The sequence below is a fragment of the Ruegeria sp. AD6 genome (genome assembly GCF_056542325.1).
On record NZ_JBQFZQ010000002.1, the window covers coordinates 283,678 to 306,200 of the forward strand.

Genomic DNA, 22,523 nt, shown 5'->3' on the forward strand with positions numbered 1-22,523 from the left:
TCTTAAAGATCACCGGTCTTCAACAGGATCTGTTTCCAGACAGATGTTTCATCGAACAGCGTGTATTCGCGGCGCAGGCCCCACGGACCGAATTCGGCATGGCTGATGCCAAGCACAAAAACCTCGGCTCCGGTTGGTACACCGAAGACACCCCACCCATCGTGTTTGCCGTGCAACGTCCAACGAAGCGCGGCACGCGGCGGCATCATCGGGTCGTCCCGACCGATATGGTGCTGGATTTGGAACTCGGCATTCGGGAACGAGGCGCGCAGGCCCATCCAGAAACGATCAACCGGTCCCCAACTATGTCCGGTCGTCCCGCCGGGATATTCCGACTGCACGGCCCGGTCATATTCGGCCTCAATAGCGCTCATATCCGCGCTCATGATCCGGGTCAGGATATCGGCGTATTTCTGACCCCATTCATTGTCATTGCCGCTGCCTTCATACGGGCCAGGCTGATCATTCGACGGGGTGTAAGGCCGCACGCAAGCCTCTGGTCCGCCTTCGCGTGCGATTAGATCACGGGCATAGTCTTTCGATTCCCAGCCCATCTGCTGCACGATTGCACCCTGATCCCGGATCAGCCACTCATCATTGATCTGGTTATTGATGGCGTGGCAGTCGGCCAGAATACGGTAGACCAGCTTTTTCCCGGTGGCCTTGCCGTACACCCCGTCCCCAAGATGTGTCGCAGTCGACAAAAGACGGTGTGAGGACAGCATCCCCTCTTCCGGCGTACCTGACCAGATCACGTCTTCGCCCAACAGCGTTCGATCCGGAAACTCGGCCAGCGTCGCCATCGTGGCCGCTATTACCCCCTGATTGCCGACAACCACCGACCCGGGCGAGCGCACGACAATGTCCGGCGCATAGTAATCATGCAGCGTGGCAATTCCGCGATCTTCCCAAATCTCTTTGGTGATCCCGATGATGTAATCGGGAAAGTCTTTGAATTTGGGGTCAAATCCCTTCATGTTTTCCATCCTTCAGGTATGCGGGCAGAGCCTCGGATGATCAGCGGCCCATCAATCTCTAATCGTCGGGGACCCCTGCGCGGGTCATCGATTTTACTCAGCAAGATGTCCACGGTTTCAGACACCATGCGGTTTGCGGGTTGTCGGACGGTGGTCAGGTCGTAGCTGGGCCAGGCTGCAACGGTTACGTCGTCATACCCCACAACGGACACGTCCTCGGGTATCCTCAGACCCAGCTCAAACCTGAGCGTGTCCATCACAGCGATGGCCATGTGATCGTTGGCAACAAAGACCGCTTCGGGCGGATCCGAGGCGAACATCCTGCGGGCCGCTTCCTGCGCCTTTTCGGTTCCGAAATTGCCAACCTCGCGGGAATGCAGTTCTACGCCGGCTGCGTGCAGAGCCGCCGTAAAACCTGCTTCGCGATCACGCTGTGTCGATGCACCTTCCCATCCGGCGATGTAGCCGATTTTCTTGTGTCCGGCGGCCAGCAGGAACTCGGCCACTTTGCGGCCGCCCGCCGTGTTGTCCGAGGTGACCGATGACATGGCCGGGTCATCCTGCGCCCGGTTAAACAGTACCATCGGCACACCGGCAGCGCGGCACCGATCGGAAAGGTCCGATGACAATGCAACCGACGCCGCAATGATCCCATCCACCTGAAAATCAAGAATTTCTTCGACAACCTTGTCGATATTCTGAGCTGAGTTCGAGGCCATGAAGATCAAGACGTGATAGCCGCGTTCCTGCAACGCGTTGGTCAGTTTTTCCAGCGCCTCGGGGTAGAACTGATTGTTCAGATAGGCGACCACAAGGCCAATGATCCGGCTTCTGCCCGACACCACAGCCCGGGCCAGAACATTTGGACGATAGCCCAACTCCTCTGCCGCTTTGCGGACCTTTTGAATGGTCTTTTTGGAAGCCGATGCGCCGGGGGTGAAAACACGACTGACCGCCGATTGGCTTACTCCGGCCAACCGCGCAACGTCCATCGATGTGACCTTCTGTATTGCCATCAGTCCGCCGTCCAACCTCCGTCCACCAGCATGGAGGTGCCCGTGACCAGCGCCGAGGCGTCAGAGGCCAGATAGACAACCGCGCCCATGATGTCTTCGATCTCACCCGGTCGGCCCAGCTTGATCTTGTCCAGAATCCAGGCGCGTTTGTCAGGGTCTTCAAAGGTTGGGCGCGTCAGATCGGTCAAAATGAAGGTCGGGCAGATTGTGTTGACACGAATTTTCTCCGGGCCGAATTCCAGAGCCATGGCTTTGGTGAAGCCTTCGACAGCAAACTTCGAGGCGCAATAGACCGCACGCTCGCGCCCGCCGACATGGCCCATCTGGCTGGAGATATTGATCAGCGATCCTGACCGCCCGGCCTCCAACAACCCCCTTGCCACGGCCTGAGTCAGAAAATACGCACCCCGGACATTCACATCCATGACGGCATCAAAATCCTCTGGGCGCGTGTCCACAGCCTTGCTGTGACGCGCCAACCCGGCTGAGTTCAAAAGAACATCAAACGGGCCGCTTTGTGCCACTGCCTGCGCCGTCGCCTCGATATCCGACACATCCAACTCCAGCACATTGGCCTGCCAGCCACGCGCCCGCATTTCAGCGGCTATGTCTTGCAGCGCGCCGGTCCGGCGCGCTGCTAATGTCACCTCTGCCCCGTGTTCCGCCAGCGCCACGGCACAGGCCATGCCGATGCCAGAGGATGCCCCCGCAACCAAAGCGCGCTTGCCGCTTAAACTGAAACTGGGGGTGCTGGGGAATTGGGGCATATCAAACCTCGCCGACCGGGAATGGAATCTCGCCCTGTACGCGTACCTTGTTGAATTCACGCAGCCGGGCAAAGACATCTACGCCCAGTTGCCGGTAGGCGTCCAGCAGGTCGACCAAAACCCAGTTTTCACGGATCAGACCATTCTCCAAGCGCCAGAAATCAAGGCTGCGCATGGTGATCCGCTTGCCAGATGGCGCAATGCCCATCCAACCGTCATGGGTCACCGTCTGGATCATGTTCGGCCAGCCGGTCACGGCGGCGTATTCAGCATCCCCGAAGAAATGATAGGTGATGTCGTCCACATATTTGCCGCGATCCGGCATCCCGTTCAGGAATGGGATCTGATGCCAATTGCGGAACCCTGCAATGCCGCGCCCGGTGCCGATCCCTGCGGGGCCATACCAGTTCATGCGAGGATGCCAGAATTTTGGCATCTCCATCACCTCAGGGCCACCCTGGCTTGGGTGTTTCTTGAGGTGTTCCAGCATTTCAACGATATGGGCGCAGGACGCCTGAGATTTGGCCTCATCCCACGGGCCCGGCACAATTCCGTCTAAGGTGGCAGGGCCTGGAATACAGAACTCCAGACCCAAGGACGGCGCCATGGGCCAGGCTTTGGCCTGCATCATCACTTCGGGGATATCCCAGAGCGTCTGAATCTCGACCACTTGCCCATCCACGACGCGATAGAATTCGTGATACCGCATATGGGTCAGGTGCCCGGTTGGCGGAATGTCCAGCCACGGGGCGACCAAGGTGCCGTAGTAATGACCGCCGCACCCGATCCAGTCATCGCCATGTTCGGTTGTGCCGCCCATCACGATCCAATCCCGTCGTTCAAGGTCGGGCATGGCTTTCAGCAGGGGCGCATAGCAGGTGTCATAGAGTTCCTGCGGACCGGTCAGATCACCGAAGGGATGCGGCATATGGATGACGGCGTCGGCGGCGATCACGCCCTTCAGCGCCGCCTGAACACGGACGTCGTCAAAGTCATACATCGCGGCCCGAAGCGGCGCGATCAGTGCCTTGTTCGCCGAATGGATATCGCTCATTCCGCCGCCTCTCGATAAGGCGCACCTTCGCCATAGGGAACATTGATGCCGCCATAGCGACGCACCCGGATATTGCACTGCTCAGCATGGCCAACGAAACCTTCGAGCATACACAGGCGCGACCCGAACTCGCCGATCATCGTTGCGGCTTCATCCGTCAGAACCTTTTGATAACTGTGCGTTTTCAGGAATTTACCGACCCAAAGACCACCAGTATAACGCCCGGCTTTCTTGGTGGGCAGCGTGTGGTTGGTGCCGATCACCTTGTCACCATTGGCCACATTCGTTCGCGGCCCCAGGAACAGCGCGCCATAGCAGGTCATGTTCTCAAGGAACCAATCGTCGCGGTCGGTCATGATCTGCACATGCTCGGACGCGATGTCATCGGCCACTTTCAACATCTCTTCATACGTGTCGCAGACAATCACCTCACCATATTCATCCCAACTGACGCGGGCCGTGTCCGAGGTTGGCAGGATGCCCAGAATACGGTCGATCTCGGCCAAGGTGTCCTCGGCCAGTTTGCGCGAGTTGGTTAGCAGAACACAGGGGCTGTTATACCCATGCTCGGCCTGACCCAGCAGATCGGTGGCACAAAGCTCGGCATCTGCGGCAGTTTCATCTGCGATCACCATGGTCTCGGTCGGGCCCGCGAACAGGTCGATGCCGACACGGCCAAAGAGTTGCCGCTTGGCTTCCGCAACAAAAGCGTTGCCGGGACCGACCAGCATGTGCACGGGCTCGATCGTTTCCGTTCCGATGGCCATGGCGCCCACAGCCTGAATGCCGCCCATCACGTAGATCTCATGCGCGCCGCCCAAATGCATCGCCGCGATGACAGCGGCATTGGGCTTGCCCTGAAACGGCGGGGTGCAGGAGATGATGCGTGGGACACCGGCAACCTTGGCCGTCGCGACGGACATATGCGCCGACGCCACCATCGGGAACTTGCCGCCAGGAACGTAGCAGCCCACAGACTGAACCGGGATGTTCTTATGCCCCAGGATCACTCCGGGCAAAGTCTCCACTTCGATGTCCAGCATTGAATCGCGCTGAGACTGGGCGAAATTCATCACCTGCGCTTGCGCGAACTTGATATCCTCCAGTTCCCGTTCAGACAGTGATGCGATCAGATCGTCGATCTGTTGCTGGCTCAGGCGATAGCTTTCGGGTGAGTAGTTGTCGAATTTCTCCGACAATTCGCGCACAGCCGTATCCCCACGCGCTTCGATGTCTTTCAGGGTCGCCTCGACGACAGCGCGGGTCTTGGCATCATCTTCGGCCCTGTCGGCCTCGGGTTTGCCGCGTTTCAGATATTCGATTGCCATTATCCTGATCCTCAGTTTGCGGGCCGGGGCGGCGTTTTCTCGCCCCGGTCAAATGCTTCCCAGCCTTCGCCGTTGAAGACGTCCACGCCCAGCTGTGCGGCGACATGAGCGAAATCGACATTCACCCAATTGTCGACGATCTTGCCGTCGACAACTTTCCAGAAGTCCATGTAGCGGATTTCGACCCGCTTGCCGGTTGGGGCGATCCCCAGAAATTCGCCTGAATGGGTGGCTTCCTGGCGACCGAATGCGGCGGCCCATTCGCCCATGTAAAGGCGGGCCTCATCAATGCAGGTCTTGTCCGAAAACGCCGCCTGAAACGGGCGTTGCCAGTTGTCCTGAAACTGTTGCAGGCCGGTTTTGGTGCCACATCCCTGATTGCCCATCCAGCGGAAGCCCTGCGAGAAGAACTCGCCAATGTCGTCGATGCGATGATCGTTCAGCCCATCGACCATCCCTTCGATAACAGCGCGCGTTTCTTCGGTTTTGCTCATATCCGTGTCTTTGGTCAGCACGGCCTGTTCGGGGCGGGAGCCCTTCATGTGTCTCGTCCTTTTGTTGGTGCGTAAGGAATTTCCGTTTTTTCAGAGAGTGTTAATGCTCTGACAGAAAATCCCTCGGCATCCGGTTGAGCGCAGGGTGACGCGCAATGGCCTTATGTCGTGCAGACGCGCTCATCAGCCTTTTACCGCCCCGGCAGTCAGACCGCTGACAATCTGGCGCTGGAAGAACAGGATCAGCACAAACAACGGAGCCGTGGCCGATACCACAGCCGCAACCGCATACATCACCTTGCCCTCGACCTGGGTGGTGCCCATGAAGCTGTTGATGGCCGGAATGATGGTTTCATTCTCTTCGCTCAGCAGCATCACCGCGACGGTAAAGTCGTTATAGGCCAGCAGGAAACTGAACAGACCCGTGGTGATCACGCCGGGCCACATGACCGGAACGATCACATGCCGGAAGGCCTGGAACCGGGTGCAGCCATCGACCATGGCACTTTCGTCCATGTCTTTCGGGATGTTCTTGAAGAATGAATGCAGCATCCACAGCGTGAAAGGCTGATTGATCGCCACAAGCACAATGATGGTCGTTGGCAGAATGCCCCAGACGTTCCATTCGAAGAACCACAGCAGATAGCCTGAAACCAGCGTGATATGCGGCATGGCGCGGAATACCAACGCCGCCATCAGGATCCAGAACGCATAGCGGAAACCGGACCGGGCCAATGCGTAGCCGCCCAATGTTCCGAAGGTCAGCGAGATGACCACAGTGAAGAAGACAACGATGCCGGTGTTCTTGAAGTTGAACCAGAAATCTTCCTCGATCCACGCGCCGTAATAGCCTGCACCGGTAAAGGCGCTTCCGGTTTGCTCGATAGTGTTTGTGCCGCGCAGCGCGTTCATCCAGTCGGCTTTCGACAGGAAGTCAGCCTGAACCTTGAAACTGCCCCAGAAGGTCCAGAAGAAAGGGAACGCTGCGATGATCAGCCAGAACGCGACAAAGGTGTATGAGAACAGCTTTAGCGGGGTCATGCGGGATTGTGCTTTGGTCGCCATGTCGTGTCCTCAGTGAGATTTACGGGTGAAGTCGCGCCATGTGCGCACCAGCACCGGCATCATCAGAATGACCACGATGATGATGGTGATCAGCGAGGTCGCGCCAGCCGAGGCATAAAGCGGATTGCCGCTTTCGCGCAGGTCGTTGAAAATGATCCAGCTCAGCGAGCGCGCATGGGCCTCGGCCTTGAAGCTGACGATGGGTTCAAAGACACGCAGGTTGTCCATGATCATCATCAGGGTCACAAACGAAACCAGCGGCATCAGATGCGGCACAACCACATGGATCATGCTTTGCCATTTGCTGGCACCGTCGATCTGCGCCGCTTCCATCGTGTCTTCGGGCACCGTCTGAAGCCCGGCGTAGAAGGTGATGAAGCTGAATGGCAGGGTGTGCCAGACTCCATACACCATCAACATGATCCACATCAGCGGCGTGGATGCCTTCAGGCTGAGGGTTGGATCATTGAAAAGCCGTTGAATTGTTGCCCCGATCACCCCGTCACCGTCGACCATCCAGAACAGGATCAAGGAACCAACCAGTGGGGTTACGAGGAATGGCAAAAGGGAAATGAAGATCGCAAGGCCCTTCAACGCGCGTGGCAGGTTGTTGACCCCAACCGCAATTGCCAGACCCAGAACCAAGACCAGAGGCGTCACAATGAAAGTATAGGCCAGCGTAAAGGTCAGAGCGTTGTAAAATGGCAGGTTGTAGACCTTCGACCAGAACTCACCCAGGCTTTCAGAAGTTGCCCAGGCCTCCCCAATGTCGGCGAGTGCAAGATGTGACCGGTCGAAATACGTGCCCAGACCGTTGAAACGGCCCAGCGGTTGTTCTTCCCGCAGCTTCTCGGTCGCTTCCGTATCGACTGTTGTTGTCGGGTTACATCCAAACGGACCGCAACTTTCCGAGACGACCAGAACCTGCTCGTGTTCGACAAAAAGCGACTGGATAAACACCGACACGATCGGCAACGCGATGAACAAGATCATCGCTGACAGTGTCGGCAGAACAAACCAGAAGAAGGTGCGGTGTTTCATAACATGCGTCCCGATCTAAATTCGAGAAAGAGAGGGGGCCGTGACAGCCCCCTCAAGTCGGGGAGATTTACTGGAGGAAGCCAGCCTCTTTGGCCGACGTCCGGTAGGACGCTTCGACATCCGAAAGCGCTTGCTCAGCAGACTCGTCACCCTTCAGGAAGTCTGACAATTCCTTGCCAAGCGCGGCATGCAGAATGCCGATCTGCGGGATCATCGGATACGGTTTTGCACCGCCTTGCGCCGTCGCCGAAACACCAGCTGCGGCTGGTCCAGGCTGATAGCCATTCAGCAGCCAGACGGCATCATCGTTGTTTGCCGCCACCATCTCCGGTGTCAGCGCGCTGACCAATGCCGCAAAGGTTGCCTCGGCCTCTTCATCCGACACGTTCGAGGCAATCGAAATGCCATCCCACCACAGGGTCGCAGCAGGGATCGAACCGCCGCCAACAGTCGGTGCTGCAGACAGTACCGTGTTCGACGTCACCTCTTCCGAGGATCCTTCGTCGTCCAGAATTGGCGCACCGCGCGAGCCCCACATGACGCCCAAAGCTGCCTGACCGGCTTCCCACAGGCCTTGCGTCTCGTTGGACGCATGCGTCAGGTGATCGGGGTGCGCGTATTCTGCCAGCGCCTTCATGGTTGCCAGCGTGGCCAGACCTTGTTCGTTGTTGATTGCTGGCTCGGCTGTGCCCGGCTCAAAGAACTCGCCGCCATGCCCGAGGTAGATCATGTTGAACACCTCAGCGAGGTTCCAGCCGCCGTCACCGGCGCTCAGGTTCATCACGATCGGATGTTCCATGATACCGGCGGCGCGGATCATTTCGGCGGCTTCAAGGACTTCTTCGTAGGTTGCGGGAATACCGTCAAAACCTGCCTGCTCCAGAATGTCCGTACGCGAGAACAGGTGCTGCGAGTTGGCCATGAAGGCCACAGCCATGACGTTGCCATCGATGGTGATCAGAAGGTTGGGCGAGATATTTTCGCCATACTTTTCAACCAAATCGTTCAGCGGACGCACCAGACCGTCATTCATCAGCTGGGTCAGTGTCGAATTGGCCAGAATGACCGAGGTGTATTCAGACGGGTTCGGCGTCAGGGCCGCGTTCATGATTTGGCGCGCTTCGGTTGTGTGGTTGGTCGAAAACTCGGACGCCCCACCTGCACAGTTTTCCTCGGCTGTGCCTGCAACGGCATGGATGGCCGGAAAATCACTGGCCAGAATTCGGATGGATTGGCCTTCGGGACCGCAGTTCGCCGCATATGCAGCCGAACCCATCAATCCGACGAAAGTGGTTACGGTAGCTAGCTTTTTCAGAAACATCTCATCTCCCTGTTTCTCTGAAGTGTCGTGCGCGCCCCTGTCACGCACAAAGTTCTGGTCCCGAGGCTGATCCCCGGTGATTTACGGGGCTACTTTCAGATCCGTTCGCCGGTTTGGCCGTCAAACAGATGGCAAATCTCGACCGGCACCGAGATCGACACCATGTCGTCAATTTCAGCCCGGAAATTCTTGTCGGCCTTCACGGAAACCAGCGCGCCACCAACGCGAACCGAGATCATCGTCGCGTCGCCCAGCAGCTCTTGGGTATAGATCGGAGCATTGATTTGCCCCTGCCCGTTTTCCGCAAGCGTGGCATCTTCTGCGCGGAACCCCAGTGTCAGCGGGCCCTCGGGCGCTTGCACGCCGGGAATCTCCACGTTCTTCGTGACAAAAACTCCGTCGCGAACCTCGCCTTCCATCAGGTTCATCGCCGGGTTGCCGATGAAGCTGGCGACAAATGTGTTGGCAGGCGTGTCGTAAATCTCGGTCGGGCTGCCCACTTGCTGCACGACGCCCTTCTTCATAACGACCACACGATCAGCAAGCGTCATCGCCTCGATCTGGTCATGCGTTACGTATATTGTTGTCACGGCAAGCTCGTGGCTCAGGTTCTTGATCTGAGCGCGCGTGGAAACCCGCAGCTTGGCGTCGAGGTTCGACAGCGGCTCGTCCATCAGGAATACATTCGGCTCGCGCACGATTGCGCGCGCGAGGGCGACGCGCTGACGCTGACCACCGGACAGTTCCGCCGGTTTACGATGCAGAAAGTCATCCAGTTCAACCATAGCCGACGCGCGGCGCACCTTGTCGTCATGGGTCGACGGGTCAATGCCGCGTACTTTCAGCGGAAATCGGATGTTTTCGTAGACGTTCATATTCGGGTAGAGCGCGTAGGACTGGAACACCATCGCTACGTCGCGGTCCTTGGGCTCCATATCGTTGACGCGCACCCCGTCGACCAGAATGTCGCCTTCGCTGGCATCTTCCAAACCTGCGATCATCCGCATGGTCGTGGTCTTGCCGCAGCCCGAGGGCCCCAACAATACAAGGAATTCCTTGTCAGCTATGGTCAGATCGAAATTGTCGACGCCGACAAACGAACCCCATCGCTTGCCAACATTCCGCAATTGAATCTCGGCCATCAGCCCCTCCCGTCAGATTTTTTTGCATACGCTTGCAATTACGGTAGACTTAACTGCGGCATTTTGGCAAGATTTTTTTGCAATCGTATGCAGGGAGCGCCTTCACATGCCAGATTTTTCGGCGGAAAAACAAGTCATAAGAAACTTCTACGCCAAGCTGGACACTGCCGAACCGGGGACTGAAAGCAGCGTTTTGGCCGAGTTCTACGGCTCGAATCGCATATGGCGAGGCTTTCATCCCTTCGACGAAATTCACAACGCAGCAGAGGTCGCGCGCACCTTCTGGACCCCTTTGAAGGCCGCCCTTAAAAACCTGCAAAGACGGCAGGATATCTTTATGGCCGGGGCCAACGAGATTGATGAATTCTCATCGGTCTGGGTTGTCTCGATGGGGCATTTGATGGGGTTGTTCGACGCGCCCTGGCTGGGCATCCCACCGACCGGCAAACTGGCGTTTCTGCGGTATTGCGAATTCAACAGGGTCGAAAACGGGCAGATCACCGAGACAGCCATGTATTTCGACATACCGCATCTGATGCTGCAAGCTGGTTTGCGGCCCTTTCCACCGCAAACGGCAGCGCAGCTTGTTCAGCCCGGCCCCATGACCCATGACGGGTTGATTTTCGAACCGCAGCCTCCTGAAGAAGGGCAAAAGACCCTTGCCGCAATCAACGCGATGATCGCAGATCTCGGCCAATGGAACAGCGGTCTGAGCCTTGAGGATGAACTGCGGCGCACATGGCACGAAGACATGCTGTGGTGGGGACCGACCGGCATCGGCGCGACCTACACGATCAAGCGATATGCCAAGCAGCATGCCGGGCCATTCCGGGCCGGGTTCACGGACCGGTCAAAGACCAAACATATCTGCCGCATGGCCGAGGGGCATTACGGGGGGTTCTTCGGATGGCCCAATTTCACCGCACGGCCCACCGGCGGTTTCATGGGCATGCCCGCCACAGACAAGGCGGGTGAGTTCCGCGTCATCGACATCTACCGCCGCGCCGGGGACAAGCTGGCCGAAAACTGGATCTTCATCGATCTGCTGCATTTCTGGAAGCAGCAAGGCATCGATATTCTTGAACGCATGCAAGAGGTGCCGCGCACATGACCGGATGGATCGACGCCCATCACCATCTTTGGGATCTCGGGGCGGTTCACTACCCCTGGCTGATGGCCCGCGGGGTAAAGCGCTTTTTCGGGGATCCGACGCCAATTCAAAGAAACTACTTACTGGATGAATTCCGGTCCGACGCAAAAGCCAACGGCATTCGCGCCTCGGTTCACATTCAGGTCGGCGCTGAAGACGGCCTGGCCGAGGCCCGCTGGGTTCAATCTGTTGCCGATGCCAATCCCGATTGGCCAATGGCGCAGGTCGTTTTCTGTGATCTCACCGCACCGGATCTGCCCGACCAACTCGACGCGTTCCAACACCTAAACACAGTGCGCGGCGTGCGCCAGATCGTCGGGCGTGCACCGGGCGAGGATGCCCGGACCGGCACTAATGCCCTGTTGGACGACCCCCGCTTTCTCGTAGGATTGCAGGAGGCAGGGCGCCGCGGGCTGAGCTTTGATTTGCAACTCATCCCCGAGCTTTACGCAAAAACCGCCCACATCCTTGCGCAAGCCCCGGACACGCAGATAGCGCTATGCCACGCGGGCTCCCCTCATGACCGGAGCGCTGACGGTTTGGACCAATGGGCTGATGATCTGCGGGCATTGTCAGAGCTGCCCCACATAACATGCAAGTTGTCCGGTCTGGGCATGTTTGATCACAGTTGGTCAGTCCAGAGCATTCGTCCGATCATTGATATTTGCCTCGCGCAGTTCGGAATGAACCGAGTGATGTTCGGGTCGAACTTTCCGGTCGACAGCCTTTACAGTGACTATGCAACACTGATGAAAGCCTTCCGCGATCTGATCCCAGATCAGGCCAAGTCAGCAGTATTTCGCGAAACCGCGGAACGGTTTTATCGATTTGGTACTTCTTAGAGCGGTTAGCGGGTGCGTTGAAGATCTGGAAGCAGGTCAGAGCCAGCAGGCTTTGCGGCGGACATATTTCAAGTCTGTTCAGGTCAATCCCAACGACTAGGCTCAGCACCCAAACTACTGGATGCTGCAAAATGCAACAGAATCCAGCAGTGTCCGACCCTGTCAATCGAGGGCGATCCTTTGCGCTCGACTACAGCTGGGCGCGCGAGATTCTGTGTTACACTCAGGTCTTCAAGGCTTCGAAAATACAGATCACTTTCGAGCTTTGATCGTGCAGTATCGTGCCGGTCACCTACGGCTATTCGCCCCAAGCCGGACAAGCCGATACCCCAACGTTGTCGCTATTTTTTTAATTTCCAAACAACACGTTACCCGGAAATCAATGAATTAGTGACTCAAGAGTGTCTATTAGCTTAAACTTTATCCATTAACGGGTCGAGGTATTTCAATGAAATTGAATTCCAAAGAGCCTAGCTCTGAGAGTGGGTATCCTGAAACCAATATCATCATAATTTGTGCGCGCCTTCTTCAGGATCGATCTGAAAGAGGATCGCGCGATTTCTTACAATCAATGAGCGCGCTTCACTTGGGATCATTGATTGATCGGAAAAAATATAATCTGAAAATTCATTTGGAAGATTGGCATGGCCCATACAATTGCGCCGAGACTACTGGTGTGGATATCTGCGTTCTGACCGGACTCCAAACGGATTTTGACCGCATGCGGCAACTTGCATATTCCTTTCGAAGCGCCGGTGCAAAGGTGGTCGCCGGGGGTAGTTTGTGCACGCTGTTTCCAAGATTCGCCAGTCAATTTTTTGACACCGTCTGTGCAGGCGGGGTGGAAGCGTTCCGGGATTTTCTAACCGACTACGAAATCGGCGAAACGAATGAGATCTATTATTCGTCGTCGCATCAGATTCGAGATTATGAGATTGATCACGGTTTGCTTTCAGAGAATGGAATCGACCTGCCGCTTCATTTAATCGAGGCGTCACGTGGATGCAGCTTTCGTTGTGATTTCTGTGTTCTTCCGGCAGAAAATGCCCTGCACGCTAAATACAAATTGGAGCGGGTGGCCGCAACGATCGACGACGCAATCAAAAAAAGCCCGTCGGGCAGCGCTCGCGCCAAATACCCAATTATCTGGTTCATCGACAACAACTTTATCGACAACCGCGCCCACATGAAGGCAGTAGTCAACCTTCTTGCCCGCAACCCAAAAGTCAAAGCGTGGGGCGCAATGCTCACGCAAGATGCTTTGCGGGACCGGGATTTGATCAATCTTCTTGTTCAATCAAAATGCAAATACGTCTTTGTTGGAATTGAGTCGCTTGATGAGAATTTTCTGAAGAGCCACAGAAAAAAGCAAAACCTGTCACGCAGATCGAATGTCATCGACGACGTTATTTATGCCGAAAAGCAGGGTTTGTGTGTCGGATACGGGTATCTCTTTGACCCTGAGACAACATCTGTCGAGACAATGCGCCGACAATTGCGCCACATTGGCGATAGGCGCGATTTTCCGCTACCCTGTTATTGCAGTTTTGTGACGCCCTTACTCGGAACCGGATTTTTTTGGAAGTGCGCCCGCGAGAGGCGCCTTATGCCCAATGTCCGTCTGCGAGATCTGGATTGCGAGACTATCGTGGTAAACAACACGATTAGCTCCCATGATGAAATTACGGTTTTCGCTCGAGAACTGCTTGAGAGCCCCGGACGTCTGTTTGGCTGGGCAAATGTTGTTTCATCAACACTGTACCGGCTTTTCCGGACTCGCAGTCTTAATCCATATTTTTGGTTTATTGCTGTACGTTCCAACCTGCGCATGATGTCTTTTGCCTCTCGATATTCAGATGTGGCAGAGCGCAGTTTCATTGCCGGCCAAGATCGTCTGGATCCTCAATATGCCAATATACCGGACGGCATTACCGAGGCGGATCGAAGAAAGTATTTCGAGCCAATTATGATAACCGGCAACGACGGACAACTGGCAAGTTGGCTGATGGATGCTGCGCCCAAAGATGTATTGGAAACCGACGAGATGCACTTGATGGAGGCGCATTCATGCTGAAGGGTCAAAACTCGCAATCGTCAGGCGGCGAAAGACGTCAGATTACAGCTTTGTTTTGTGATCTCGTTGATTCCACCCAGTTGTCACAACATATCGACCCCGAGGACTTGCACAGCATTCTAGAAGGGTTTCGCGAGGAATGTATGAATGCGGCCCGGGCGGCGAACGGGAAAATCGGCGGCTTTTCCGGGGACGGTGTTCTTGTTTACTTCGGTTACCCAACCGCTCACGAGGATGCCCCTCGATTTGCAATTTCGACCGGGCTGGAGATTGTGCAACGCATATCAAAACTCAACGAACGGTTCTCTCTCGCGCTCGACAAACAGCTGCAGATACGTATCGGTATTCACACCGGAATAATGTTTGCGAACGATACGGGGGCTGACGAAGGGCCGGAGGCTGCAGAGATCGTTGGCGACGTTCCCAACGTAGCCTATCGCGTCCAAGGAATGGCAGAACCCAATTCGATTGTTATCAGCGCAAATACCCAACCACTGATCTCTGGTTATTTTGACCTTGAAACGATGGGGTCGGTCGAGCTTAAGGGTGTTTCTGTTCCGATAGAGCTGTTCCGCGTCGTTTCCAGCCGCGATGTGCCCAACAAGCTCTCCATCCGGCTTCATAAAGTTGTCAGCCCTCTTGTGAATCGTACAAGCGAGCTAAGAATTCTCGAGGAGACGTGGAAGAGTACGACCGAAGGTCAGGGTCGCTGTATTGTCCTGATAGGGGAAGGTGGGATAGGAAAATCCCGCCTGATCAGGGTGCTGCGCAAAAAGCTTTCAGCTCAGGGTAATGCCAATATTCTATCTCTTTATGGCTCAGCAGAACATAAGAATGAGGGGTTCTTTCCCATCTTCGATGGTATAGCGCGGCTATCGGCATTGAACATGCCGGACGCGACCCACAACACCCCTGCTCAACTACACGAATTACTAAGTGAGGCAGAATTCGATGGCTCAGATCTCGCGAATTCCCTATCGCAGTTCTTAACCAAAGAACCCAAGCAAACGAGCGAAACGAGAGATTCCTGGGAGCTTCGCCAAAAGCTGGTTTCTGATCTGATCCAGTTTATTCTGTCACTTGCGGAACAGAAGCCGTTGCTTGTCATTCTCGAAGACGCGCACTGGGTCGATCCTTCAACGATGGAACTGTTCGGCCGTTTGATCGCGGAGATTTCATCACGGCAAATTATGATAGCAATAAGTTCGCGTGAACCGATCGCTATGCTAGCCGGAACCCTCGCAGTTGAAGTCGCGTTGGACCCGCTTTCTCGCGATGATAGCAGAAGATTATGCCTGCAAGTGGCTGATGAAGAAACTTTGGTAACCGACGCGGTTGACGCGATTGTCGCTCGGGCCGATGGAAATCCATTGTTTATTGAAGAGGTCACTCGCGTATTTCTCGATGCCGCCGACAAGGAAAGTCATTACGATTCAGGTACCAGCGGATTCCGTGTTCCCGCGACACTGCGGGATTCTTTGATGGCCCGATTGGACAAGCTGGGTCCGGAAAAGGAGCTTGCGCAAGTTGCCGCCGTTTTTGGCCGCAGTTTCGACAGGGCGGGTCTGAGTGCAATACTCGGATGGGATGAACTTGAAATCGACCAGGCACTGGAATCCTTGCTTGCGGCGGGACTGATCTTCAGGGTTATTCGAGACCCGTCCTCTGATTATCGCTTCAAACATGCGTTGGTGCGAGATGTGGCCTATCTGTCCCTTCCGAAACCGCGGCGACGGGAATTGCACAAGGTTGCGCTGGACTTTCTCAGAAAGATGCCTTCCGACCGCAGTTCCTGTTCGCCGCTTGTACTTGCACAACACGCGTCCCGGGCGGGGCTTGCCAAGATCGCGGCGACCTACTGGCTGCAGGCGGCGCAGCTTTCGTTGAATGGATCATCCAATCTGGAGGCAATCGCAAACCTTCGTCATGCGCTGGAAGAAGCAGAAAAACTGCCTGAAGGGCAAGAACGGGATCAGTTGGAGTTGGCGGCGCAAACCGCGTTGCTAGGACCATTGTTCGCAACCAAGGGTTTTGTTGCGAGCGAGGTTGAAACCGCAAGTGATCGCGCGCTTGAACTGTGCCACAAACTTAACGACACACAGCGTTTGTTTCCGCTGCTATACGCGCGTTGGGTTTCACGGCAAACTGCCGGAGATGTCTATTCCGCACTGTCGCTGGCCCAAGAGTTTCTGTCGCGGGCCCGGCGCGAGTCGCACGACGACGCAATTCTCGTAGGGCTGCGCCTAAGCGGGTTCTCACTCTTCTTGTCAGGCCGCCCCGCCGAAGCGCGCGAGCACCTGGAAGCGGCCTTGCATCAATACCAAACTGAACGGCATCGTGATCTCGTCTACTTCTATGGCACCGATGTACGTGTGATGGCACTGTGCAGCCTGGCGCTGGTCTGTTGCGCCGAGTGCCGCGGTGGTGAAGCCAGCAGGCTGATCGAGCGTGCGTTAGTTGAAGCGAAGGAATTGAACCATGCGCACACGCTGGGCTATGCGTTGTCATTCGCGCATTTTGTAAAGCTGAACACCGCGCAGTTCGACGAAGCTGAAACGATCTCGGAAACGATCTTTGACTTTGCAAAAGAGCGCAACATGCCATTCTGGGAGGTGCTCGCTGACGAATGCCTAGGCATTGTCGGGATCATGCAAGGGTATGCTGCAGAAGCAGTCAACCGCTTGGAAAGAGGTTTGGCGATACATGCCGAGACCGGGGACAACTTCGCTGAGCCGTTCAAGCTGGTTTTCCTTGCGAAAGCGTATGCGATGCTGGGAAGGCAGGATGAGGCGCTAACGGCCTTGCAGAGCGCCGAAGAGGCAGTCGAAACCGGAGGAGAACTTTGGGCCCAACCAGAGGTCATTCGAGCCAAAGCCGATCTGCTCGCCGCAGGGCGGGCTGCTGATCCGGCTGCCATTGAGGCCTTGTATTGTTCATGCATAGAGCAAGCCCGCGAACAAGGGTTCAAGTCACATGAGTTACGCGGCGCCCTGTCGTTCGCGGAATTCTTGGGCGCAACCGGGCGGCCTCGTGAAGCCGCCCAGGCGCTTTTGCAAGCGGTAGAGGGGTTGGACCCAGCCGCTGACAGCAAGGAAGCCGAAATGGCGCGCGCGATTATCGAGGGCCTGTCGAGCTGATCATCCCTCGAATTTGGAGCAAGGGCCAACAAAGCAGCATTCCTTCTTGCTGCAACCAGCAGGACAACGGTGCCGAGGGGCCAAAAACTCCCGGCGGGACAAGACCGGAGTAAAAGATGGCCGACCAAACCAAGAAACTCTCACCAGGGACCGGTCGCAGGCTGTTCATGAAGGGCGTCGCAGCGCAACTTTTGCTCAGCGGTTGCACGGTCTGGCCGCCACGCGCTTCCACTAGGCAACTGCCGATTCGAGCAATCGACCCCCACTGCCATGTTTGGAACGCGTCCGACATGCCGGCTTGGGGTTTCGTCTACTATGTGCTGCTAGGTCACGATGAAGAATTCGGGCACCCCGTAGGGGTGAAGAAAAAGATTTATGACCCATTGGTGGCTTTCTACGTAAACCTCATTTTTGGAAAGGCCACCACTGCCAGAGAAGAGCTAGAATTGCTCAGCGATGAAGGGTTAGAGGCAACAGCAAGGGCTAAGTCGGACGAGGAGTTTGAAGATGATTTGGCAAAAACATTGGATTTCTTTCTCAACCGACCAACCGTGGCATCGCAGTTATATGGCGTCGACGCCCAACCCTTGCGCGATATGATCGTCAAGGATCTCAAACTGACGCCTGACGGTTCCGAGTATAACTCGAGGACAGCTGCGCGCCGCGCGATGCGAAGCCGTTCCGTTCTCTTTGCACCTTTAGTGTTTGTGCGACACATGCGCCAAAACCGGTCGTTTCTGATAAAAGAAATGAACCGGATCTATGGTGGCGAAGCACGTGTAGGATTGTTCACTCCGGCGCTTATCGACATGAAGGCCTGGCTGGCTGGGGAGCCAGGACAGGAGTGCAATCTACCTGTGCGCAGAAACACCTACAGGGGCGATGTGCGTGACGACCAGCGTTCAAAACTGATCGATCAGCTTATTCTTATGGATAAGTTGCAGCAAAAGCGATTTGACACGCCGTTTCACTGTATGGTCCCTTTTGATCCTTGGCGTCAGGCACGGGATAGACAAAAAGGACGCTCAGAACATTCGAAAGGGGATAATCACACTCGGGAAAGCGCGCAGCAGCTTTCTGCGTTGGGCATGGTGCAATGGGCTATTGATTGTCTCGGTTTTGTCGGCGTGAAGATTTATCCGGCAATGGGGTTCAAGCCATTGGAAAACGGTAAATTTGATCTATACCCGTGCCGCGCGATCAAAGAATTTCGACAGTTTCACAAAGAGTTAGATAAATCGCTCGAGGAGCTCTACAGGTGGTGCGTCAATGACGAAAATGACGTACCAATCTTGACCCATGCATGGAACAGTCAGGCTCCGGCCGATGGGCTGGGCAAACGGGCTAATCCAAAATACTGGCGGCCAGTACTCAAAAAGCATGAGTTTTCGAAACTTCGAATTTGTCTTGCGCACAATGTTGGACTTAAGCCGAATAAAAAAGGGGAGCTTCCAAAATGGACACATGAGTTTGGGAAGACAATGAATCTTCCTGATCGAGCTGTTTATGCCGATATCTCTGATTTAGGGGACATCCTGCTTTGGAAGAACAACTTAAGTAAATATGCCAGAGGTTTACGCGATTTCGTCGATGACTATGACGAAGACTGTAACCGGTTAATGTATGGCAGTGACTTCGCTGCTCTAAGCCGAACGCCACGCTACGCGCGGTATCCGGACAGAATGAACGCATTACTTGATGCCGCCGGATTTGACGAAGCGCAAAAGCACCGTTTCTTCCAGAAAAATGCGTTGGATTTTTTGGGTTTGCGCCCAGGCAGGAAAGCCTACGAACGCCTGCGTGAATACTATGCGCGACATGGCCTGAGCTTCGAGCGAATATCGAGCTTTAGTCAGTCAACTAAAACTTGACTGTCCAGCCGTGGATCTTTGTCGATGTCGAAAATGATTGGTCAAGCCTGTTTCCACAGTGTTTTCGTCGCGGCGTTTTGCCAGTTCGCTGGGATCTGGACCCATTGATTTGGTTGCCCTCGACGCGCCGAGATTATCAAAACTCTGAACTTCAGGAGGCGAGATGAGCAACTTGCTTTGGTTGACCGACGAGCAGATGGCTAGATTGAGTCTATACTTCCCAAGGGTCATGGCAAGCCATGCATGGATGAAAGGCACATGGTGCGGGGGTTATCTTCTTCAGTCGCAACGGCAGGAGATGGTCGGACGCTCCGCCCGCCACATACACTTCACGACCGCTGTGAGCGTTGAAAGTAAGTGGCAAACGCCATTGGTCAGAGCGCCGCTGAAAACAGGGTGTGTTTGCCCGGATCATGGAAGGGCTGACCGCCGAGCTTTCCGATCACAAGGCTATCATGATCGATGCAACCTATCTGAAGGCACATCGCACGGCTTCAAGCCTGCGGCAGGAATCCCGACAGGTCGGTGTCACCCTGATGGCGGTAAAGGCTGCACTCCGGACCAATTTCCGCCGATAGGAAAGGAAAGATACAGCGAACGGCGGCAATACGGACTGCAAACGCGGCATTTGGAGTGCAAGCCTAGGGTCCGAAATAGGCCACCAATTGCAAAATGGACTTGCCTCTACTCCCAGCGACAATCGACCCGGGTATTCACCTAGCTCGGCAGGTATTCCTCACTCCAAGACTCGGCGACATCGCGGGATTTGATCATCACTTCGATGGCCTCGCTCGAATAGCCAATTTCACCGAGGATCGTGCGGGTTGAAGTACCGAACTTCTCGGATGGCTCGACGGCAAAAACCTTTGCACGGGTTGGGCGCACCGCGTAGGGATCAAGCTGTGTGACTTCATGCCCGCTGGGGTGATCGGGATAAATCGAGAAAGAGTAGCTGCCGTTTTCGGTGCCCGGTGTGCCATCCGCCACGCGTGAATTCCTCGCCCGCAAGGCGTCAAGGTTTTCGCAGATTGCCACGCCGATATCGGCGGCGCGCAGCTTTTCCACCCAATCCGACGCAGGCAGGGATTGGAAAGCCGTCGCCAGATAGGCGGCGCGGTCTTCTTCTGGCAGATCAGGCAAATCCTCCAAGCCTTCGACTTTGCGGAACCTCGGTAGGTCGGCTTCGTAGGCGCTGAGCAGGACGTAGCGACCTGATGCGGTGCTATAGAACCGGGTCAATGCATCATAGCCATTTGCCTCGGGGCCTGATGGCTCGTCAAATAGCCCACGGCCCTTGTAATCAAAAGCAAAGGGGATCTGCAAAAGGCCGCTATTGGAACTGAGCGAGGTGCGCCCGCGCCCAATCCGACCGAAGCGGTATTTTTGATAAAGGGCTGCCGCTACGCCAAGCGCGCCACCAAATCCGCACATAACGTCGATCGTGCCCACATGGGCGTGCTCCTCTGGTCGGTCCATGGCACCACCAAAGCGCAGCATGATGCCGGTTGTCGCCTGAACCAGATCGTCATAGCCGATGTAATCGGTCCGCGTGCCCCGGCGGACACCGCTGAAACAATCGAGCTTGCAGAACAGCGCATCCGGGTTGAGCTTGCGCAGGCTGTCAGCATCAAGACCCATTTTCCTGATCTGATTGTCGGGTGCGTTCCAAACGATGACATCGACAGACTTCACAAGGTCTTCGAATACCCGGCGTCCGTGATGTGAGGTGATATCGGCCAGAACAGAGCGTTTGCCGCGCATCTGCGACATGCCATAGATGACGGTGTTCCAACTGTCATACATCGGCACCGATGGGTCGAGCTTGATCACCTCGGCCCCGAAGCGTGCCAGATAGCTGGCCGAATGCGGGCCCGCGATCACATTGCACAGGTCCAGAACACGCACGCCGGACAGCCAGCCTTCCCTGGCGGCTGTGTCAGAAGGGGCTGGGATCTCGGTGCGGTGTTTCTGCAATAGTTTCAGCGCTTCGTCGAAGTCGACCCATCGGCGGGGCTCGGGCTGCAATGCCTCTTCACCGCTTTCTTCCATCCAAACCACCGGGCCAGGTTGCGTCATGTCCCCGTAGATCGGGTCGTGAACGTCGATCATCAGCCCCGAGGTCTCGGCATATTCGTCGTGAATCCATTCCTGCAGCCAGCGCTGCGGCGCGCCGGGGATCAGCCCACGGCCGAACATTTTCTTCCACTCGTGCGATGTGCGGGTCATGAAGACCTCTTTCATCCGCGCGGCGATCTTGTCGGCCCAGAACTTCGGCATCGGATAGACACCCAGCGAGGTGTCGTGTTCCCATTCCGACCATGGTTTGTAGGTGTCTTCTTCTGACGTCAGCCCGTCCGCGACCAACTCGTCATAAATGCCGAGCACTTCCAGACAGCGGCGGGCGTGGTTCTTATGGCTGGGGCAGACCACATAGAACATGCGCCCGTCCTTGCACATGTAGCTTCGGAAGAACGGGTCCAGCAACTCCTGCAGATCTTCATATGTAACATTCATCGGCAGGCCTTCGATGCGCCGGCGTTCAATCTCGACCTCGCGCTGGGTCAGATAGCGCTCGGGCATGTTTTCAACCTTGATCGAGTTGTAACAGAGCCCCTCCATCACGGCGGCTGCCAAGGGAACTTCGATCTGGTCGCCAAGGCCAGTCACCTGACGGGACTGCAATGCCAATACCGTGGCAGATGCCGCGATCTGCGAGGCGTAAGCCGAGGCAAGCGGCAGCGGAGAAAATGACGGGTTCAGGCCCATCAGAACCCGCTTCAGCCCCATGTCAGTAAACACGCCCGAACTTGCCGCGACGATGCTTTCATAGGCACGCAACTCGCGCCGTTCTTCGTCGTTCGAGGCAAAACCGGGGATTGAGATCGTGATCAGCTCGGGCCTTTCGTCACGCATTGCCGCAAAGTCTATTCCAAGCGCGGCCAGTTTCCCGGGGCGGAAGTTCTCGACGATGATATCGGCCTCGGCGCAGAGCGTCTTGGCCCTGTCCAACCCCTCTGGTGTCTTGAGGTCCAGATTTACGATCACCTTGTTTCGGTTCAGAGCAGCATTAGCCGGGCTGTCCCACATCGGGCCGTCAGGTGGGTCGATATGAACCACGGTTGCGCCCAGATCGCCCAGCAACATCGCAACAGCAGGGCCCGCGATGTACTGACCGAAATCGACGACCTTCACGCCGGTTAGCGGAAGATTGGAAAACGAATTGCGCATGGTTCCTCCCGGAAAC

At 55.9% G+C, this 22,523-nt stretch carries 17 protein-coding genes and 1 pseudogene; 7 read left to right on the forward strand and 11 right to left on the reverse strand.

Annotation, left to right across the window (positions count from 1 at the left end; all coding sequences use genetic code 11):
- Window positions 1–2: 2 nt before the first annotated feature.
- The 10 genes from ACR0KJ_RS08265 to ACR0KJ_RS08310 form a co-directional block, all read right to left on the reverse strand.
- Complete coding sequence (locus ACR0KJ_RS08265) at window positions 3–977, reverse strand: nuclear transport factor 2 family protein (protein WP_170452913.1); 975 nt, start codon at window positions 975–977, stop codon at window positions 3–5.
- A complete protein-coding gene (locus tag ACR0KJ_RS08270; RefSeq protein ID WP_170622750.1) occupies window positions 974–1,993 on the reverse strand; it encodes a LacI family DNA-binding transcriptional regulator in 1,020 nt (339 codons plus the stop codon). Before ACR0KJ_RS08270 ends, ACR0KJ_RS08265 begins: the two co-directional genes overlap by 4 nt.
- Window positions 1,993–2,760 (reverse strand): SDR family NAD(P)-dependent oxidoreductase, encoded by a 768-nt coding sequence (locus tag ACR0KJ_RS08275; protein ID WP_480626409.1) that lies wholly within the window; start codon window positions 2,758–2,760, stop codon window positions 1,993–1,995. Before ACR0KJ_RS08275 ends, ACR0KJ_RS08270 begins: the two co-directional genes overlap by 1 nt.
- Window position 2,761: 1 nt before the next feature.
- Window positions 2,762–3,814, reverse strand: coding sequence for an ester cyclase (locus tag ACR0KJ_RS08280; RefSeq protein ID WP_170452922.1), 1,053 nt, complete (start codon window positions 3,812–3,814; stop codon window positions 2,762–2,764).
- Entirely contained in the window at window positions 3,811–5,142 is a 1,332-nt protein-coding gene (gene hisD / locus ACR0KJ_RS08285; RefSeq protein ID WP_170452925.1) for a histidinol dehydrogenase, read from the reverse strand. The genes ACR0KJ_RS08280 and hisD overlap by 4 nt, the downstream gene beginning before the upstream one ends.
- Before the next feature lie 11 nt (window positions 5,143–5,153).
- The gene (locus tag ACR0KJ_RS08290) at window positions 5,154–5,684 is read right to left on the reverse strand and encodes an ester cyclase (RefSeq protein WP_170521521.1); all 531 of its coding nucleotides are present in this window, start codon (window positions 5,682–5,684) and stop codon (window positions 5,154–5,156) included.
- A gap of 135 nt (window positions 5,685–5,819) precedes the next feature.
- Window positions 5,820–6,701, reverse strand: a complete 882-nt coding sequence (locus ACR0KJ_RS08295; RefSeq protein WP_170452930.1) for a carbohydrate ABC transporter permease — start codon at window positions 6,699–6,701, stop codon at window positions 5,820–5,822.
- A gap of 9 nt (window positions 6,702–6,710) precedes the next feature.
- Window positions 6,711–7,742, reverse strand: coding sequence for a carbohydrate ABC transporter permease (locus ACR0KJ_RS08300; RefSeq protein ID WP_480626410.1), 1,032 nt, complete (start codon window positions 7,740–7,742; stop codon window positions 6,711–6,713).
- A gap of 67 nt (window positions 7,743–7,809) precedes the next feature.
- The gene (locus ACR0KJ_RS08305) at window positions 7,810–9,063 is read right to left on the reverse strand and encodes an extracellular solute-binding protein (RefSeq protein WP_170452936.1); all 1,254 of its coding nucleotides are present in this window, start codon (window positions 9,061–9,063) and stop codon (window positions 7,810–7,812) included.
- A 95-nt stretch (window positions 9,064–9,158) separates the two neighbouring features.
- Window positions 9,159–10,205, reverse strand: a complete 1,047-nt coding sequence (locus ACR0KJ_RS08310; RefSeq protein WP_170521510.1) for an ABC transporter ATP-binding protein — start codon at window positions 10,203–10,205, stop codon at window positions 9,159–9,161.
- Window positions 10,206–10,311: 106 nt separating this feature from the next.
- Here ACR0KJ_RS08310 and ACR0KJ_RS08315 point away from each other — a divergent pair, with 106 nt between their 5' ends.
- From ACR0KJ_RS08315 to ACR0KJ_RS08345, 7 genes and pseudogenes are all read left to right on the forward strand, one after another.
- On the forward strand, window positions 10,312–11,316 hold the full coding sequence (locus ACR0KJ_RS08315; RefSeq protein ID WP_170622734.1) for an ester cyclase: 1,005 nt from the start codon (window positions 10,312–10,314) through the stop codon (window positions 11,314–11,316).
- Window positions 11,313–12,197 carry an amidohydrolase family protein gene (locus tag ACR0KJ_RS08320; protein ID WP_170622733.1) on the forward strand — a complete coding sequence of 295 codons (885 nt, stop codon included), beginning with the start codon at window positions 11,313–11,315 and terminating at the stop codon, window positions 12,195–12,197. Before ACR0KJ_RS08315 ends, ACR0KJ_RS08320 begins: the two co-directional genes overlap by 4 nt.
- Window positions 12,198–12,328: 131 nt before the next feature.
- Window positions 12,329–12,466 (forward strand): hypothetical protein, encoded by a 138-nt coding sequence (locus ACR0KJ_RS08325; RefSeq protein WP_170452947.1) that lies wholly within the window; start codon window positions 12,329–12,331, stop codon window positions 12,464–12,466.
- A 179-nt stretch (window positions 12,467–12,645) separates the two neighbouring features.
- The gene (locus tag ACR0KJ_RS08330; RefSeq protein ID WP_170622730.1) at window positions 12,646–14,271 is read left to right on the forward strand and encodes a radical SAM protein; all 1,626 of its coding nucleotides are present in this window, start codon (window positions 12,646–12,648) and stop codon (window positions 14,269–14,271) included.
- A complete protein-coding gene (locus tag ACR0KJ_RS08335; protein WP_480626411.1) occupies window positions 14,265–17,408 on the forward strand; it encodes an ATP-binding protein in 3,144 nt (1,047 codons plus the stop codon). Before ACR0KJ_RS08330 ends, ACR0KJ_RS08335 begins: the two co-directional genes overlap by 7 nt.
- Before the next feature lie 116 nt (window positions 17,409–17,524).
- Entirely contained in the window at window positions 17,525–19,279 is a 1,755-nt protein-coding gene (locus tag ACR0KJ_RS08340) for an amidohydrolase family protein (RefSeq protein ID WP_170452953.1), read from the forward strand.
- A 395-nt stretch (window positions 19,280–19,674) separates the two neighbouring features.
- Window positions 19,675–19,812 (forward strand): annotated as a pseudogene (locus tag ACR0KJ_RS08345) (IS5/IS1182 family transposase); the annotation flags it as partial.
- 184 nt (window positions 19,813–19,996) lie between these two features.
- On the opposite strand, the gene ACR0KJ_RS08350 reads toward ACR0KJ_RS08345, so the two are convergent.
- Window positions 19,997–22,507 (reverse strand): CoA transferase, encoded by a 2,511-nt coding sequence (locus tag ACR0KJ_RS08350; RefSeq protein ID WP_480626412.1) that lies wholly within the window; start codon window positions 22,505–22,507, stop codon window positions 19,997–19,999.
- Window positions 22,508–22,523 lie beyond the last annotated feature (16 nt).

Bases quoted from the DNA above. Each gene is read 5' to 3' on its own strand.
- ACR0KJ_RS08325 (WP_170452947.1), top strand. From the start codon at position 12,329: ATGCAACAGAATCCAGCAGTGTCCGACCCTGTCAATCGAGGGCGATCC.
- ACR0KJ_RS08300 (WP_480626410.1), bottom strand. From the start codon at position 7,742: ATGAAACACCGCACCTTCTTCTGGTTTGTTCTGCCGACACTGTCAGCG.
- ACR0KJ_RS08310 (WP_170521510.1), bottom strand. From the start codon at position 10,205: ATGGCCGAGATTCAATTGCGGAATGTTGGCAAGCGATGGGGTTCGTTT.
- ACR0KJ_RS08320 (WP_170622733.1), top strand. From the start codon at position 11,313: ATGACCGGATGGATCGACGCCCATCACCATCTTTGGGATCTCGGGGCG.
- ACR0KJ_RS08290 (WP_170521521.1), bottom strand. From the start codon at position 5,684: ATGAAGGGCTCCCGCCCCGAACAGGCCGTGCTGACCAAAGACACGGAT.
- ACR0KJ_RS08340 (WP_170452953.1), top strand. From the start codon at position 17,525: ATGGCCGACCAAACCAAGAAACTCTCACCAGGGACCGGTCGCAGGCTG.
- ACR0KJ_RS08350 (WP_480626412.1), bottom strand. From the start codon at position 22,507: ATGCGCAATTCGTTTTCCAATCTTCCGCTAACCGGCGTGAAGGTCGTC.
- ACR0KJ_RS08265 (WP_170452913.1), bottom strand. From the start codon at position 977: ATGAAGGGATTTGACCCCAAATTCAAAGACTTTCCCGATTACATCATC.
- ACR0KJ_RS08275 (WP_480626409.1), bottom strand. From the start codon at position 2,760: ATGCCCCAATTCCCCAGCACCCCCAGTTTCAGTTTAAGCGGCAAGCGC.
- ACR0KJ_RS08270 (WP_170622750.1), bottom strand. From the start codon at position 1,993: ATGGCAATACAGAAGGTCACATCGATGGACGTTGCGCGGTTGGCCGGA.
- hisD (WP_170452925.1), bottom strand. From the start codon at position 5,142: ATGGCAATCGAATATCTGAAACGCGGCAAACCCGAGGCCGACAGGGCC.
- ACR0KJ_RS08330 (WP_170622730.1), top strand. From the start codon at position 12,646: ATGAAATTGAATTCCAAAGAGCCTAGCTCTGAGAGTGGGTATCCTGAA.
- ACR0KJ_RS08335 (WP_480626411.1), top strand. From the start codon at position 14,265: ATGCTGAAGGGTCAAAACTCGCAATCGTCAGGCGGCGAAAGACGTCAG.
- ACR0KJ_RS08280 (WP_170452922.1), bottom strand. From the start codon at position 3,814: ATGAGCGATATCCATTCGGCGAACAAGGCACTGATCGCGCCGCTTCGG.
- ACR0KJ_RS08305 (WP_170452936.1), bottom strand. From the start codon at position 9,063: ATGTTTCTGAAAAAGCTAGCTACCGTAACCACTTTCGTCGGATTGATG.
- ACR0KJ_RS08315 (WP_170622734.1), top strand. From the start codon at position 10,312: ATGCCAGATTTTTCGGCGGAAAAACAAGTCATAAGAAACTTCTACGCC.
- ACR0KJ_RS08295 (WP_170452930.1), bottom strand. From the start codon at position 6,701: ATGGCGACCAAAGCACAATCCCGCATGACCCCGCTAAAGCTGTTCTCA.